Genomic DNA, 15,329 nt, shown 5'->3' with positions numbered 1-15,329 from the left:
TATGTATTTTATCCCCTAAAAGCCCGATTGGTGCGGGCTGATAATCAGTGGGGGATGAAGAAAACCCCCACTGATTAAAGTTTCACTTTATATTTCTTGTGATAAAAGTTTGTTTTGTAAAATAATGAAAAAAACAATTGACAGAAAAGTTCCTAAAGTTATAAAATTAAAAATGGAAAATAAATGAAGGAGGTGTGCGTAATGATTGTAATGGTAAATATGGCTGGCTTAGCTGGATTATATGATGGAAAACGTTCATATTATTACGCAACCCGTACGGAAAGATAGTGCTTTTTTGTTTTTGAAAAAGCGTACGTTGCGTATTTCGTAACGTACGCTTTTATGCGTTTTTGCGCATATCGTCAAGCGGCGGTATGCGCTTTTTTGTCTCTATTTTGATTGTTTCCATACTTTGTATGGTTTCGATAAAACAAGATATGAAAGGGGAAGAGGTATGATGAAACAGTATAGTTGGCGCGGTATAAAGATAGGGGCTTTTGATAGTGGATAACAGAAATAGACTGAAACAAGATTGAGAAGGGAGAGATTTCATTGTTTTCAGTATTACAAAAGTTAACATGGTTTTTTAAAGAACATTGGAAGAGGTATAGTATCGCAATTGGAGCGCTTCTAATTGTAAATGTAATAGAGGTAATACCTCCGAAAGTAATCGGATTAACAATTGATCATATAAAAATAGGATCTTTAACAAGTGAAGTAATTATGAAATATATTTGGATTTTATTTGGAGCGACAATAGGTGGATATATACTCACGTATGTATGGCAACACCAATTGTTTGGCGGGGCATTCGTGCTTGAAAAAACGATGCGTTCAAAATTTATGGGGCACTTGCTGAAAATGACACCGACCTTTTATCACAAAAATCGTACTGGTGATTTAATGGCGAGAGCGACAAATGATTTGAAGGCGATTTCTATGACTGCTGGTTTTGGGATTTTGACACTAGTGGATTCTAGCTTATATATGCTCACAATTGTTTTTATGATGGGCTTTTCAATTAGTTGGCAACTTACAATTGCGGCACTTCTTCCTTTGCCGATTATGGCATATGCGATGAATATATATGGAAAAAAGTTACATGAACGCTTTACGGTTGCTCAAGATGCTTTTGGAGATATGAATGATAAAGTACTTGAATCGATTGCTGGCGTGCGTGTTATCCGTGCATATGTACAGGAAAAAGCTGATGAAGAAAGATTTCATCAATTAGGAACAGATGTATATGAAAAAAATATGAAAGTAGCAAGAATTGATGCGTTGTTTCAGCCAACAGTCAAGATGCTAGTAGGTCTTAGTTATTTAATTGGTCTTGTATATGGAGCGTTTTTAGTATTCCAATCAAAGGTTACTCTTGGAGAACTTGTTTCCTTTAACGTTTACCTTGGAATGATGATTTGGCCGATGTTTGCGATTGGTGAATTAATCAATGTGATGCAGCGCGGAAATGCTTCGCTAGACCGCGTTAATGAAACATTAGCGTATGAGCCTGACGTGAAGAACGTGAAAAAGCCGAAGCGTGTACACGAACCAGAGTATATCGACTTTGATAAAGTTTCCTTTTCGTATCCGGCTTCACCAGATATGAATTTGAAAAATGTTTCTTTTTCATTAAAACAAGGAGAAACACTTGGTGTTGTTGGGAAAACTGGGAGTGGTAAAACGACCCTTGTTCGTCAACTTCTTCGTCAGTATCCACTTGGAGACGGGGAGATTACGGTGTCGGATGTTACGCTGGATGAAATTCCGACTGAAAACGTAAGAGGCTGGATTGGGTATGTACCACAAGAGCATATTTTATTTTCAAAAACGGCAAGGGAAAATATTTTATTTGGAAACAGAGAAGCAAGCGAAGAGGAACTTGAAAAGGCTATTGAAATTGCAGCATTCAAAAAAGATTTAGAGTTCCTTCCAGAAGGGTTAGAGACACTTGTTGGAGAGAAAGGCGTTTCTTTATCTGGTGGGCAAAAACAGCGAATTTCGATTGCGCGAGCGGTTATTCAAAATCCAGAAATTTTAATTTTAGATGATTCATTATCAGCTGTAGATGCCAGGACGGAAGCGGCAATTATTGAAAATATACGAAGAGAAAGAAGCGGAAAAACAACAATTATAACAACGCATCGGTTATCAGCTGTGCAGCATGCTGATTGGATTCTCGTTATGGATAATGGTGAAATCATAGAAGAGGGAACACATGATAGGCTCGTTTCTAATGATGGCTGGTATAGAGAGCAGTTTGAAAGACAGCAGGGGGAAAATATAGAGGGTGAGGTGAAAATATGAGCGTTTCAAAGCGGTTATTTAGGTACGCCATGAAAGTAAAGGGAACCATTATTGCGGCACTTGCAATGTTATTTATTTTCGTTATTGCCGAGCTTGCAGGGCCATTTGTGGCAAAGACAATGATTGATGATCATATTGTTGGGATTGAGAAGCCTTGGTATGAAACGGAGCAAGGTGAGGATGCCGTATTATATAACGGAGCTTGGTATAAGCGAAGCGACCGTTTTGAAAAAGGAGAACAAAAAGGAAAAGAAGTTCGTATTATACAAGTTGGTTTCACTTATTATTTTGTACCTAACAAAATTGCAGCCGAGGGAACACGTTCTGTAAAGGGGGATATAATTACAGTTCAAAGCGGGAAAGCAACGCAAGTGTATAAAGCAAAAATGTTAACAACTAAAGAAGTGTATTCGTTTTATGAACCTGAGATGAAACGATTACTTTTACTTGGCGGAGGATATTTTGCACTATTGTTAGTCTTATCTTTGTTTGCATACGGTAAACAGTTTTTTTTACAGAAAGCATCTAATAAAATCATTCAAATTATGCGTGAAGATGTCTTTTCTCATATTCAAACATTACCGATTCGTTACTTTGACCATTTACCAGCAGGGAAAATTGTATCGCGTGTAACGAATGATACGGAGGCAATTCGTGAGTTATATGTGACAGTTTTAGCGACATTCGTTTCTAGTTTTATTTATATTATTGGAATCTTTATTGCGTTATTTTTACTTGATATTAAATTAGCGCTTCTCTGTTTAATTATCATCCCAATTTTAATTGTTTGGGCTGTTGTATATAGAAAATATGCCTCTGTGTACAATCATAAGGTGCGCTCTCGATTATCAGATATTAATGGAACAGTGAATGAATCCATTCAAGGAATGCCTATCATTCAGGCATTTCGTCAAGAGCGTACAACGAAGAAAGAATTTGAAGAATTAAATGAAGATTACTTTAAGTACCAAAATAAAATTTTAAATTTAAATGCAGCAACATCACATAATTTAGTAGGTGTCTTGCGCAACATTGCCTTTACGGGGGTTATTTGGTATTTTGGCGGCGCCTCTTTGAGCGCTACTGGAATTATTTCTTTAGGGATACTGTATGCATTTGTCGATTATTTAACAAGGCTCTTCTCGCCAATTACAAATATGGTAAATCAACTTGCAAATTTAGAGCAAGCGCGAGTTGCATCAGAACGTGTATTTGAACTGTTAGATGAAAAGGGAGAAGTACTCGAGGAAGATCGCATTCCACGTCTTAATGGAAATGTTCGATTTGATAATGTTTCATTTTCTTATAATGGAAAAGATGAAGTATTAAAACATATTTCTTTTGAGGCAAAAAAAGGAGAAACAGTTGCCCTCGTTGGTCATACTGGATCCGGAAAAAGTTCCATTATGAATGTACTCTTCCAATTTTATGAGTTTCAAAAAGGAAAGCTTACAATTGATGGGCATGACGTAAAAACTATACCAAAGCAGGCACTCCGTGAACATATGGGGATTGTACTGCAAGATCCATTTCTATTTAGTGGAACAGTTGCATCAAATGTAAGTTTAGAGAATCCAAATATTTCAAAATCTCGAATTATAAAAGCACTGCATGATGTGGGAGCAGAGAGATTTGCGAACAATATAGATGAAGAAATTACGGAAAAAGGAAGCACGCTTTCAACAGGGGAGCGTCAACTTATATCATTTGCTCGTGCATTAGCGTTTGATCCAGCCATTTTAGTTTTAGATGAAGCGACCTCAAGTATTGATACGGAAACGGAAGCAATGATTCAGGGGGCTCTAGAAGTTGTTAAAAAAGGAAGAACAACATTTATTATTGCGCATCGCCTTTCAACAATTAAGAGTGCAGATCAAATTATTGTACTGGATCGGGGCACTATTCTTGAAAAGGGCTCTCACGATGAATTAATGCAAAAAAAGGGTCGTTATTATGAAATGTACAAAACACAAATAGAAGGAAGTCAAAGTGCATAATTTTCACGAAATGTTCAGAAAATTTTAAAGCGATGTTTACAAATAGGACCGTTCCTCTCTCTATCCATGTGATATTTTGGAGTAAAGGAGGAGATAGGGATGGAAGAATTATCAGTTACATTTAACATTGCTTTCTTTTTATTATTGTGCGGGATGATCGGGTATTGTGTATTAGAATCTTGAAAGGACTTGCTTCAGTAGCAAGTCCTTTTTTGTATAGCAAAATCCATGTTGATTTTCCCACATATAAGTCGCTGTTATGAAAAGAAAAGCAGATCTCCACTTGTTTTCTCCTTTTGTTTTCACAGGGCATGGGGCAGAAAAAGACCCTGACCGAATCTATGCCTGGCCGGACGCTCTCTCCCACCCAAAAAGGAAGTTTTTTTGTTTTACCTTTTCCTCTATAAATGCTATATTTAAACATGTTACTTATTTTTTGTATGTATCGATTTTGTATCATTTTGTTTGATTATGAAGAAAAAGGATACACTAATGACGAACATTTTCATTGAAAAATTGTTCAAGATTGCATACAATCAATATAGTTCTTAAATTCCTATCAGAATACTTGGAGGATTAACGTTATGAAAAAATTATTTTCAGTGCTTGCAGTAGCTACACTAGCGGTTGGTATTGTAGCGGGCTGTGGCAAAGAAGAGAAAAAAGATACAGCTAGTCAGGATGCACTGCAAAAAATAAAACAAAGCGGTGAAATCATTGTTGGTACAGAAGGTACATATCCACCGTTTACATTCCATGATGGAAGTGGAAAACTAACTGGGTTTGACGTTGAGTTAGCAGAAGAAGTTGCAAAACGTTTAGGTGTAAAACCAGTATTTAAAGAAACGCAATGGGACAGCTTACTTGCAGGACTGGATGCAAAACGATTTGATATGGTTGCAAATGAAGTCGGAATTCGTGAAGATCGTCAAAAGAAATATGATTTCTCTAAACCGTATATTTCTTCTTCAGCAGCACTTGTCGTTGCAAAGGACAAAGATAAGCCAGCTTCATTTACTGATGTAAAAGGATTAAAAGCAGCGCAGTCTCTAACGAGTAACTATGCTGACCTTGCAAAGAAAAATGGCGCAGAAATCCAAGGTGTAGAAGGCTTTAGTCAAGCAGTAGAACTACTTAATACAGGACGCGTTGATTTCACAATCAATGATAAATTATCAGTGTTAAACTATTTACAAACGAAAAAAGATGCAAATATTAAAATTGCAGCAACAGAAAAAGAAGCATCACAAAGTGGGTTCTTATTCCGTAAAGGTAGCGATAAATTAGTACAAGAAGTAGATAAAGCGTTAGAAGATATGAAAAAAGATGGTACGTACGACAAAATAACGAAAAAATGGTTTGGTGAAGATGTATCTAAGTAGTGTATTGATTTCAGATCGATTATCTACATGGATAGATATCATGCAAGCATCCTTCATGCCTATGCTGGAGGGTGCTCTTTTCAAGACGATTCCATTAACGCTTATCACATTTGTAATCGGTCTTATATTAGCGACTTTGACGGCTTTAGCTCGTATTTCAGGTAGTCGCCTGTTACAATGGATCGCTCGTATCTATGTATCTATTATTCGCGGAACGCCACTTCTTGTACAATTATTTATTATTTTCTATGGGCTCCCAACTTTAAAAATTGAGATTGACCCATATACAGCAGCTATTATTGGTTTTTCATTAAATGTTGGTGCATATGCATCTGAAATTATTCGTGCCTCCATTTTATCTATTCCGAAAGGACAATGGGAAGCTGCGTATACAATTGGAATGACATATCCACAAGCACTAAAACGCATTATTTTACCGCAAGCAACACGTGTATCGATTCCGCCGCTTTCGAATACATTTATTAGTTTAGTGAAGGATACTTCATTAGCATCGTTAATTTTAGTAACAGAAATGTTCCGAAAAGCACAGGAAATCGCAGCAATGAATTATGAATTTTTAATCGTTTATTTTGAAGCAGGTCTTATTTATTGGGTGATTTGTTTCTTACTATCTATCGTGCAACAAATATTAGAAAAACGTTCAGAACGTTATACTTTAAAATAATCCTTTTACAAAAGGAGTTTTTGTTTTTATGATTTCAATTCAATATTTACAAAAGAGTTTCGGTGATAACACTGTACTTAAGCATATCGATTTATCAGTAGAAAAAGGTGAGGTTGTTGTAATTATTGGACCGTCTGGCTCTGGTAAGACAACACTTTTACGTTGCCTTAATGTATTAGAAACGCCAAATGCCGGTATCGTCCGCATTGGTGATAAAGAGCTGGATTTCTCTAAAAAAATAACGAAGAATGATATCGTAACGCTTCGTACACAAACGGGTATGGTGTTCCAGCATCATAATTTATTCCCGCACTTAACAGCGATTCAAAATGTAATGGAAGGGCTTGTTACAGTGAAAAAGATGGGGAAAGAAGACGCGAAGAAAAAAGCGACGTATTTCCTTGAAAAAGTTGGACTGGGTGACAAGATGAATTTATATCCATTCCAACTATCAGGCGGACAGCAGCAGCGCGTTGGAATTGCTCGTGCGCTTGCGATGGAACCAGGGGTTCTATTATTTGATGAACCAACGTCAGCATTAGATCCAGAACTTGTGCAAGAGGTCCTAAAAGTCATGAAAGAACTTGCAAAAGAAGGAATGACAATGGTGATTGTAACGCATGAAATGCGCTTTGCTCATCAAATTGCGAATCGTGTTATCTTTATGGATGGCGGTGTTGTTGTAGAACAAGGGACACCAGAAGATGTATTTACAAATCCGAAAGAAGAACGAACAAAGAAATTCTTGCAAATGCTTCAATAGTAAGAAAGGTCTCAGGGCGAATGCCCTGAGACCTTTTTTGCCATATATATTTATTTTTGGAATCCGCCAAGGCTTTGCTCAGCCATTGCTACTAAACGTTTTGTGATTTCGCCACCAACAGAACCGTTTGCACGAGCTGTAGAATCTGCTCCTAATTGTACACCAAATTCTTGAGCGATTTCATATTTCATTTGATCGATTGCAGCTGTTGCGCCTGGTACTACTAATGGATTTGAAGAATTTTGGTTTGCCATAGGAATATATCCTCCTTAGAGTATAAAAAATTTTTGGTTGGATTAGCTGGAGTTGAACCAGATGATCGCCCCGTTTGACGCCAATCCATCGTTTGAGGTGAATGTACTCATAGTATGGATGTTACGTAGAAAGATATGCGGGTTAATGGTTTGTAAAATTTGTAAATGATTCGGTGTGAAAAGTATGAAATAAACAAGTGGGTAAACGTTGTATTTTTCTAAAAGAAGGCTACACTAATTGTAAATATGAAACCTCTATAATTGGAGGAGTGAATTATATTTGGAGGAGTTTATATGGCGATATGTCCGCTTTGTAATGCATTGGAAGCTCAAACATATTCTTGTCCAACTTGTACAAATGTACTCCAAGATTATGGGAAAGTTGTGGATTACATAGATGATTATAGTGCATACATGGATCAAGATTTATTAATAGAAGTAGACGGTTTAACAGGGGAGAATTCTCAGCAATATTGTGTTCATGTTTTCTATTGCGGGGCGTGTGGTACACAAACTGAACTAACAGTGAAACTAGTGTAATACAGTGAAACTTCCACCTATCATAAGGCGGAAGTTTCATCTTCTCGTAATTGCTGTTTCGGGCGGGGGCGAGAGTGTTCTGTTAAATGGAAGGCATATTCGTAAAATAACTGCCTCGTCAGCTCACTATGTTCTTGTAATTTCTCGGATTGAAAGACAGTTCTTCCAGGTTTGGAATTGGCTTCAAATAGCCAAACCTTCCCATCTTTATCTAAACCTAAATCAAAACCAATCTCTCCAATATTTCCTTCCATGCACTGATCTAAAGTAGAACTTATTTGCAAGGCTGCATCTGTTAATTTATTCATGATTCGAACACGCTCCGTCGCATCAGGAAAGATATCTTGGAGTAGTTTTACTTCTCCACCACTATTTATATGCGTTGTCATACTGCCTTTTCCAGCGATTTTCGCAACGATGGCACTAACTCTCCAATTACCAAAACGATTTTTATTTGTATGAATTCGAAAGTCTACCGGCTGCCCACCTATACGTAATAAAACAATTCCTTGCTGGACAATAAATTGTTTTAAATCATGTCCTTGCATAACGTGATTGATCAGTGTTTCTAAAGAGTGATACTTTCGTAATTTGTTTTGTCCGCCTTCTCGGTAACGGCAATAATAACAGCTTTCTGTAGTCGAATAAAAAATTTGAAAAATATTTTTTCCAAAACTACCATGCACAGGTTTCATATAAACGTGTTTGTATGATGATAAGAAATGCTCTACTTGCTCGAAGTGCCGAAATGTTTCTGTTTGAGGTAACAGAGAAGCGACTGGTTTTTTATCCATAAGAATCTGGTGTATATTCCATTTATCGAAAAACCCTGGATTGAACCATGGGATGGCGTACTTTGTTTGTAATTGTTTTTTTGCTCGAACGATAGGTTTATACATCTCTGCTTGCCGATTAGGTAACCGATCGTAAATAACGTTTGGAAAAGGAACTTTACATTGCATCCAGCTTTCCTCTTTGAAAAAGTATCCATTAATCGTTTCTTCATCCCAGTTTATATGTTGTGCACCAAATAAGAAAACGAATGGATGTAAAGAGTGAGGTGGGGTCAGTAACTCCTTGAAACTGATAGAACGATTGCCAATGGGATGAGAAGTGGATTCCGTAAAACCAGTTGTGAAAATACCAATCAATGGTCCAAAGATAAGTGTTTGATTTTGAATGAAAGCTTGCATGGCGTTTGAAGGCGGAAGCAAGAGTTCTTCTGCGATCTGCTTGCCTATTATAATTTCGTGAGCATAAGTATAATGAATTTCAATATTTTCACATGTCGTATGTCGTGTACCGAAGGAAAGAAATGTAAAGGGAGAAGTACTAGAAAATATATAGGGCAATGTTAGCGACCTTGGGTGATCAATAGAAATTTGTAATGTGTAAATATGATCTTTCAATATAGTAGTCACTCCTTTTTCAGTTACGGTCTAAATCGATTCAACCGTAATGGGCCGTGGGAAGCTTCTTCGGCCAGTGAATAATCATGCTGTTTTCACATTAGCATGTATAATCCCAAGTGCTCTATTTTATCCATTATGTAAAAAGAGAAAAGGGGACTGCTCAATCGTTTTTTATTCCTATTGTAAAATTTTATGATAATGGATTAGTTACTTGTGAAAATGGATCAGAGCAATTTCATTATATACATTGCAAACATGCTTCCATATCATTATACTGTTGTCCGTATAACGATATTCTATTTTTGGATGATCAATGTGTTAGGACGGAGTTTTATCCCGCTATATACATACAAATTGAAAAAGCTTTCTTTTTGGATGTGAGAGAGAATCCGGTCATGCATAGAAGCGGTCAGGGCCTTTTTTCGCCCCATGCCAAGTGAAAACAGAGGGAGCAAGCGAGTGGAGGTCCTCTTTTGTTTTTCATAGCAGTGACTGATGTGTGGAAAGATCGAAATAGATTTATCCCGCTATTCGCGGGCAGTAAGACTCCCGCTGATTAAAGTTTCACTTTATATACATTGATAAATAAAGTGAAATTTCTTCACATCTCGTGCATAGTTTGTTATTGTAAGAGGGTGCGTATCAAAAGGTACTCAAAGGGCGAGGACTATAGACCAAGCCCGCTAAAGGAGGAAAAATACAATGACAAAAAACATTCATGATGTTGCATATGAATTACAAAAAGCAATTGCAGAAAATACAGATTTCCAAGCTTTAAAAGCTAGTTATGCAGAAGTTCAAGGAGATGCAGCATCAAAAGAACTATTTGATCAATTCCGTACAATGCAAATGGGCTTACAACAAAAGATGATGCAAGGCCAAGAAATTACAGAAGAAGATAACCAAAAAGCACAAGAAGTTGTAGCGCTTATTCAGCAAGATCCAAAAATTGTAAAGTTAATGGAAGCAGAGCAACGTTTAAATGTTGTGATTGGCGATATTAACAAAATTATTATGAAGCCACTTGAAGAATTATATAGTGCATATCAAGCTTAATGTAAAAGACGTTTCCTGAACTAGTGGGAAGCGTCTTTTTTCTATGGAATTCATCAGTACTTTGGCGGAATCTTCTGTTCTTAATTAATTGGAGAAATTAAAGCTATATAGGAAATAAGGTAGAGGAATGTGCCTGAAAAATATGTGATAAGGATGGGAAAATTCGTAATAAATATTTATTTTAATATAATAGAATGAATGTAAAGGTTTTCATCGTTTATTGTCAAAATAATGTCGAATTCATATTGTTGGAAAAGTAATACATTTATAATATAATAATCAACAGGACATATTACACCAAGTTAATTAACTAGGTGTAATATGTTGTGTAGTTTACATAAAAAGCTTTATTGTACACGATTTTGACATAAAGGGATGATTAGTTTGAGTACAGAAGTAAAAGCAAGCAACGTGAAAACAAAAACAACAAAAGGGGCCGATCTTGTTGTCGATTGTTTAACCCAGCAAGGAGTTACACATGTTTTCGGCATTCCGGGTGCAAAGATTGATTCTGTGTTTGATGTGTTGCAAGAGCGTGGACCAGAGTTAATCGTTTGTCGTCATGAACAAAACGCAGCATTTATGGCAGCGGCTGTTGGGAGATTGACAGGAAAACCAGGTGTATGTCTTGTTACATCAGGACCAGGAACATCAAATTTAGCGACAGGTCTTGTTACTGCTACTGCAGAGAGTGATCCCGTTGTTGCTTTAGCAGGTGCAGTGCCGCGTACAGATCGTTTAAAACGTACGCATCAATCTATGGATAATGCTGCACTATTCGAACCAATCACAAAATATAGCGTAGAAGTAGAGCATCCTGATAACGTGCCAGAAGCACTTACAAATGCATTTCGTAGTGCAACTTCTACACATCCGGGGGCAACGCTCGTTAGTCTTCCACAAGATGTAATGACTGCTGAAACATCTGTCTCATCCATTGGTGCGCTTTCTAAGCCACAGCTTGGTATCGCTCCCATACATAAAATTGAAGCAGTCGTAGAACAAATTAAATCAGCAAAATTACCAGTCATCTTACTTGGTATGAGAGCGAGTACAAATGAAGTAACAAAGGCAATCCGTGAGTTAATTGCTGATACACAGTTGCCAGTTGTTGAAACGTATCAAGCGGCTGGAGCAATTTCACGTGAATTAGAAGATCATTTCTTTGGGCGCGTTGGATTATTCCGTAACCAACCAGGTGATATTTTACTTGAAGAAGCAGACCTTGTGTTATCAATTGGTTATGATCCAATCGAGTATGACCCAAAATTCTGGAATAAACTTGGCGAAAGAACCATTATTCATTTGGATGATCATCAAGCCGATATCGATCATGATTATCAACCAAGCTCTGAATTAATTGGTGATATTGCATTAACTGTAGACAGCATTGCAGAGCAATTACCAAGACTTATCTTGTCAACGAAATCAGAAGCTATATTAGATCAATTACGTGCGAAATTATCCGAACAAGCTGAATTACCAGTTCGTGATTCACAGGGACTTACCCATCCACTGCAAGTAATTCGTACACTTCGTTCCTTAATTGATGATGAAACAACGGTTGCATGTGACATCGGTTCACATTACATTTGGATGGCGAGATGCTTCCGCTCATATGAACCACGCCGATTATTATTTAGTAACGGTATGCAAACATTAGGGGTTGCACTTCCTTGGGCAATTGCAGCAACATTGGTTGAACCAGGTAAAAAAGTGGTTTCTGTTTCCGGTGACGGTGGCTTCTTATTCTCTGCGATGGAACTAGAAACGGCAGTACGCCTCAATTCTCCAATTGTTCACCTTGTTTGGAGAGATGGTACATATGATATGGTAGCCTTCCAACAAATGATGAAATATGGCAGAACATCAGCGACAGAATTTGGTGATGTTGATATTGTGAAATATGCAGAAAGCTTCGGTGCTACTGGACTTCGTGTGAATTCTCCAGAAGAGTTAGAAGATGTGTTGAAAGAAGCAATGAAAGCAGAAGGCCCTGTAGTTGTAGATATTCCAATTGATTACCGCGATAACATTAAATTAAGTGAAAAATTACTACCAAACCAATTGAACTAATAGTAAAGGAGGAGAGAGGAAATGGGCATTGCGCAGTTACTAGACATTGATGCAAAAAAGATGAAAACGAATAATGAAGTATATCAAACATCGACAATGCTAGCTTTATTGGATGGTATATATGATGGAATTATTAATTTTGAGAAGTTGAAAGAACACGGTGATTTTGGCATTGGTACGTTTGATCAATTAGATGGTGAAATGATTGCTTTTGATGGAGAGTTTTATCATTTACGTTCCGATGGTTCAGCTGAAGTGGTAGAGCCAGAAGAAACAACACCATTTTCAACTGTAACATTTTTCGAAAAAGAAATGAGTTATACAATTGATCGCCCGATGAATCGTGAAGAAGTAGAAGCTTTATTACACGAATTAATGCCAAGTAAAAATTTATTTTATGGTATTCGCATGGATGGAACATTCCATGAGGTAAGAACGAGAACCGTTCCACGTCAAGCAAAACCGTATACGCCGCTTGTAGAAGTGACAAAATCACAGCCGATTTTTTCTTTCTCAAGTACAAAAGGAACAATGGCAGGATTTTGGACACCAGATTATGCGCAAGGTATTGGAGTAGCCGGTTATCATTTACATTATATTGATGATGAACGAAGCGGTGGGGGACATGTTTTTGACTTTGTTGTAGAAAACTGTAAGATTCAAATTTGTCAGAAAGCACATCTGCATTTAGCTCTTCCAGAAACAGCTGATTTTATGGCAGCGGATTTATCAAGAGAAAACCTTGAAAAGGATATTGCGACTGCGGAAGGTGCAGAGTAAAAAAGAAGCCAAATTGGCTTCTTTTTTACTTAGAAACGAATGGGTGTTTTTTGAAATAAAAACGCCAAGGATAATCCACAGCTTCTTCTGCATAGTCAATGTTAATGCGAGGACCAGCAGTAATATCATATTCAGAGGATAGGTGTTCTTCCTCAGGAACTAATTCAATATAGAGTTCATCACCTTGCAAAGATAGCCCACGTTCCTCTAAAGTAATACCGAGCGCACGGCATAGTTTTCCAGGTCCATTTGTTAAGTTCTTATATTGCGTTTTTGTAATGTCAGTTTTATCATAACGCGCTATTTTCATTACTTCTATTCCATCGACTGGCTCTAGTGCACGGATGAGAACTCCTTGGGGGATGCCAACTGGAGCAGTGATGACATTAAAACAATGATACATACCATAAATAAGATACACATAAGCATGCCCAGGCGCACCAAACATAATTTCTGTTCGTTCGGTTCGCCTCCCGTCATAGCTATGGGCTGCTTTATCATCTGGTCCCTTATATGCTTCTACTTCTACAATGAATCCGCTCCGTTTTATTCCATTTACTATATGTACAAGTTTATGACCAAGTAAATGTCTAGCGACTTCTAATGTATCGCCTTCATAAAAAGAAGGAGGTGCTTTCATATTGGTAGCTCCTTTACTGCTGATATATGTATATATTAAACCAAATTTGTGGTGAGGATTCTAACTCGTTCTAATTAATAAATTTATTTCATAAATTATGGATAGAGTAAAAGCAGCTAAGAGGAGGGAAAACGACATGATTTATCGCTTGTTGGCTCTTAATATAGATGGGACACTACTACAGAAGAATGGGAAGATATCAAAAGGAACACGAGAAGCTATTGATTTTGTGAAACGAAAAGGTGTATATGTTACGCTGTTTACAAGTCGGCACTTTCAATCAGCTCATAAAATAGCAAAGTCATTAAAACTAGATTCCATATTAGTTACGCATAGCGGTGCTTTTATTTCTGCGTCATTAGATAAACCACTCGTTCAAAAACGATTATCAGAAGAGAAAACGTTTAATATCGTGCAAGTACTTGAACATTTTGAATGTAATATCCGTATTTCACATGAACGTTTTTCTATTGGTAACCGTGAGCAAAATACACCAAATTTAATTGCGCGCACTGTATTATCAAGTACGGATCCATTATTTTATCCTGTTCAATTTGTAGATTCATTAGGTGACACACTTCGTGATCAGCCTGTTGAAGCTCCGAAAATTGATGTTGTCTTTGCGAGTAGAGGAGAAAGAGAACGCGCGCTTAAAACGTTGAGAAAAGCGTTTAAAAATGTCGAGTATATAGAATCCGATGGGGGAAGGGCAGAAATTCTTCCGCTACATGTATCGAAACTAAGAGGATTGCAATTATTAGGAGAACACCTTGGAATAGAATTGAATGAAATGGTGGCGATTGGAGATAGTTTGGAAGATTTAGATGTCATTACGAGTGTTGGATTAGGAGTTGCGATGGGAGATGCACCTATTCCATTGAAGCAAGCAGCAGATTGGATTACTCGTTCTAATAGTGAAAATGGGGTCGAGTATATGATTAAAGAACATTTTCGAAAGCAATTTCCACTTCCATTTCTAAAAAATCATTCGCAGGTTCATAAACGATGACGCATTACTGAAGAAACGTAGCTTTTAAGCTACGTTTCTTCATTTTTTAATCCGTTATTTGTTAGAAAGATGTAGTCAAAGTGGAAGTAGAAAATGAAAAAGAAAAAGAACCAGGTAAACCGGGAACTTCATCAGAAGGACACTTGGATAAAGATAAATCATCAAGTGAACAAACTTCTAATGGGGATCAAAAATTACCAGCGACAGGTCATTCTACGAATTGGCTTCCGCTTCTTGGCGGTATCTTAATTCTGTTAGGAATTCGTTTGAGATTTATAACTAAAAGAGTTTGATAAAAATAAAAGGCACAAGGGATGATACTATCTCTTGTGCCTTTTATTTAGTAGAAGGAATAAGGAAAAACCTTCTATATTGACCTGAAAACGCCCTTCAAGTAAACTAAAGAGAGTTTACAAATGAAAAGGTGA

The 15,329-nt window shown here is 37.1% G+C and carries 14 protein-coding genes; 11 read left to right on the top strand and 3 right to left on the bottom strand.

Going from position 1 to position 15,329, the window contains the following annotated elements; genetic code table 11:
* The first annotated feature begins 552 nt into the window (after positions 1–552).
* From Y7E_RS0120395 to Y7E_RS0120370, 5 genes are all read left to right on the top strand, one after another.
* Positions 553–2,307 carry an ABC transporter ATP-binding protein gene (locus Y7E_RS0120395; protein WP_017153121.1) on the top strand — a complete coding sequence of 585 codons (1,755 nt, stop codon included), beginning with the start codon at positions 553–555 and terminating at the stop codon, positions 2,305–2,307.
* Positions 2,304–4,304 carry an ABC transporter ATP-binding protein gene (locus tag Y7E_RS0120390; protein WP_017153120.1) on the top strand — a complete coding sequence of 667 codons (2,001 nt, stop codon included), beginning with the start codon at positions 2,304–2,306 and terminating at the stop codon, positions 4,302–4,304. The genes Y7E_RS0120395 and Y7E_RS0120390 overlap by 4 nt, the downstream gene beginning before the upstream one ends.
* 584 nt (positions 4,305–4,888) lie before the next feature.
* Positions 4,889–5,686 (top strand): amino acid ABC transporter substrate-binding protein, encoded by a 798-nt coding sequence (locus Y7E_RS0120380; protein WP_017153119.1) that lies wholly within the window; start codon positions 4,889–4,891, stop codon positions 5,684–5,686.
* Complete coding sequence (locus Y7E_RS0120375) at positions 5,673–6,371, top strand: amino acid ABC transporter permease (RefSeq protein WP_017153118.1); 699 nt, start codon at positions 5,673–5,675, stop codon at positions 6,369–6,371. Before Y7E_RS0120380 ends, Y7E_RS0120375 begins: the two co-directional genes overlap by 14 nt.
* Positions 6,372–6,399: 28 nt before the next feature.
* The gene (locus Y7E_RS0120370; RefSeq protein WP_017153117.1) at positions 6,400–7,134 is read left to right on the top strand and encodes an amino acid ABC transporter ATP-binding protein; all 735 of its coding nucleotides are present in this window, start codon (positions 6,400–6,402) and stop codon (positions 7,132–7,134) included.
* Positions 7,135–7,184: 50 nt separating this feature from the next.
* Here Y7E_RS0120370 and sasP read toward each other — a convergent pair whose 3' ends face one another.
* Positions 7,185–7,388: a small acid-soluble spore protein, SasP family gene (gene sasP / locus Y7E_RS0120365; RefSeq protein ID WP_017153116.1), complete on the bottom strand. Its 204-nt coding sequence runs from the start codon at positions 7,386–7,388 to the stop codon at positions 7,185–7,187.
* A 294-nt stretch (positions 7,389–7,682) separates the two neighbouring features.
* Here sasP and Y7E_RS0120360 point away from each other — a divergent pair, with 294 nt between their 5' ends.
* Entirely contained in the window at positions 7,683–7,928 is a 246-nt protein-coding gene (locus Y7E_RS0120360; protein ID WP_017153115.1) for a hypothetical protein, read from the top strand.
* A gap of 20 nt (positions 7,929–7,948) precedes the next feature.
* Here the strand turns inward: Y7E_RS0120360 and Y7E_RS0120355 are convergent, their stop codons facing one another.
* On the bottom strand, positions 7,949–9,337 hold the full coding sequence (locus tag Y7E_RS0120355; RefSeq protein ID WP_017153114.1) for a YheC/YheD family endospore coat-associated protein: 1,389 nt from the start codon (positions 9,335–9,337) through the stop codon (positions 7,949–7,951).
* A gap of 705 nt (positions 9,338–10,042) precedes the next feature.
* On the opposite strand from Y7E_RS0120355, the gene Y7E_RS0120350 reads away from it, so the two are divergent.
* The 3 genes from Y7E_RS0120350 to budA all read left to right on the top strand — a co-directional run bounded on the left by Y7E_RS0120350 (position 10,043) and on the right by budA (position 13,252).
* A complete protein-coding gene (locus Y7E_RS0120350; protein ID WP_017153113.1) occupies positions 10,043–10,396 on the top strand; it encodes a YlbF/YmcA family competence regulator in 354 nt (117 codons plus the stop codon).
* 384 nt (positions 10,397–10,780) lie between these two features.
* A complete protein-coding gene (alsS, locus tag Y7E_RS0120345; RefSeq protein ID WP_017153112.1) occupies positions 10,781–12,472 on the top strand; it encodes an acetolactate synthase AlsS in 1,692 nt (563 codons plus the stop codon).
* Positions 12,473–12,493: 21 nt separating this feature from the next.
* Positions 12,494–13,252, top strand: a complete 759-nt coding sequence (gene budA, locus Y7E_RS0120340) for an acetolactate decarboxylase (RefSeq protein WP_017153111.1) — start codon at positions 12,494–12,496, stop codon at positions 13,250–13,252.
* A gap of 25 nt (positions 13,253–13,277) precedes the next feature.
* Here budA and Y7E_RS0120335 read toward each other — a convergent pair whose 3' ends face one another.
* On the bottom strand, positions 13,278–13,892 hold the full coding sequence (locus tag Y7E_RS0120335) for a DNA-3-methyladenine glycosylase (RefSeq protein WP_017153110.1): 615 nt from the start codon (positions 13,890–13,892) through the stop codon (positions 13,278–13,280).
* A 136-nt stretch (positions 13,893–14,028) separates the two neighbouring features.
* Between Y7E_RS0120335 and Y7E_RS0120330 the strand changes: the two genes are divergently transcribed.
* Both Y7E_RS0120330 and Y7E_RS0120325 read left to right on the top strand, forming a co-directional pair.
* Positions 14,029–14,901, top strand: a complete 873-nt coding sequence (locus Y7E_RS0120330) for a Cof-type HAD-IIB family hydrolase (RefSeq protein WP_017153109.1) — start codon at positions 14,029–14,031, stop codon at positions 14,899–14,901.
* Between the two features lie 80 nt (positions 14,902–14,981).
* Complete coding sequence (locus tag Y7E_RS0120325; RefSeq protein ID WP_017153108.1) at positions 14,982–15,194, top strand: LPXTG cell wall anchor domain-containing protein; 213 nt, start codon at positions 14,982–14,984, stop codon at positions 15,192–15,194.
* The last annotated feature ends 135 nt before the right edge of the window (positions 15,195–15,329 follow it).

The organism is Bacillus bingmayongensis (assembly GCF_000299035.1).
Lineage (GTDB): Bacteria > Bacillota > Bacilli > Bacillales > Bacillaceae_G > Bacillus_A > Bacillus_A bingmayongensis.
The sequence above is the reverse complement of the archived record's forward strand: the minus strand, read 5'-3'. Positions and strand labels throughout refer to the sequence as shown.

What these genes read in the sequence shown, in the direction of transcription:
- Y7E_RS0120390 (WP_017153120.1), top strand. Translation starts at nt 2,304, where the DNA reads ATGAGCGTTTCAAAGCGGTTATTTAGGTACGCCATGAAAGTAAAGGGA.
- Y7E_RS0120380 (WP_017153119.1), top strand. Translation starts at nt 4,889, where the DNA reads ATGAAAAAATTATTTTCAGTGCTTGCAGTAGCTACACTAGCGGTTGGT.
- Y7E_RS0120360 (WP_017153115.1), top strand. Translation starts at nt 7,683, where the DNA reads ATGGCGATATGTCCGCTTTGTAATGCATTGGAAGCTCAAACATATTCT.
- Y7E_RS0120370 (WP_017153117.1), top strand. Translation starts at nt 6,400, where the DNA reads ATGATTTCAATTCAATATTTACAAAAGAGTTTCGGTGATAACACTGTA.
- sasP (WP_017153116.1), bottom strand. Translation starts at nt 7,388, where the DNA reads ATGGCAAACCAAAATTCTTCAAATCCATTAGTAGTACCAGGCGCAACA.
- Y7E_RS0120375 (WP_017153118.1), top strand. Translation starts at nt 5,673, where the DNA reads ATGTATCTAAGTAGTGTATTGATTTCAGATCGATTATCTACATGGATA.
- Y7E_RS0120350 (WP_017153113.1), top strand. Translation starts at nt 10,043, where the DNA reads ATGACAAAAAACATTCATGATGTTGCATATGAATTACAAAAAGCAATT.
- Y7E_RS0120335 (WP_017153110.1), bottom strand. Translation starts at nt 13,892, where the DNA reads ATGAAAGCACCTCCTTCTTTTTATGAAGGCGATACATTAGAAGTCGCT.
- Y7E_RS0120330 (WP_017153109.1), top strand. Translation starts at nt 14,029, where the DNA reads ATGATTTATCGCTTGTTGGCTCTTAATATAGATGGGACACTACTACAG.
- budA (WP_017153111.1), top strand. Translation starts at nt 12,494, where the DNA reads ATGGGCATTGCGCAGTTACTAGACATTGATGCAAAAAAGATGAAAACG.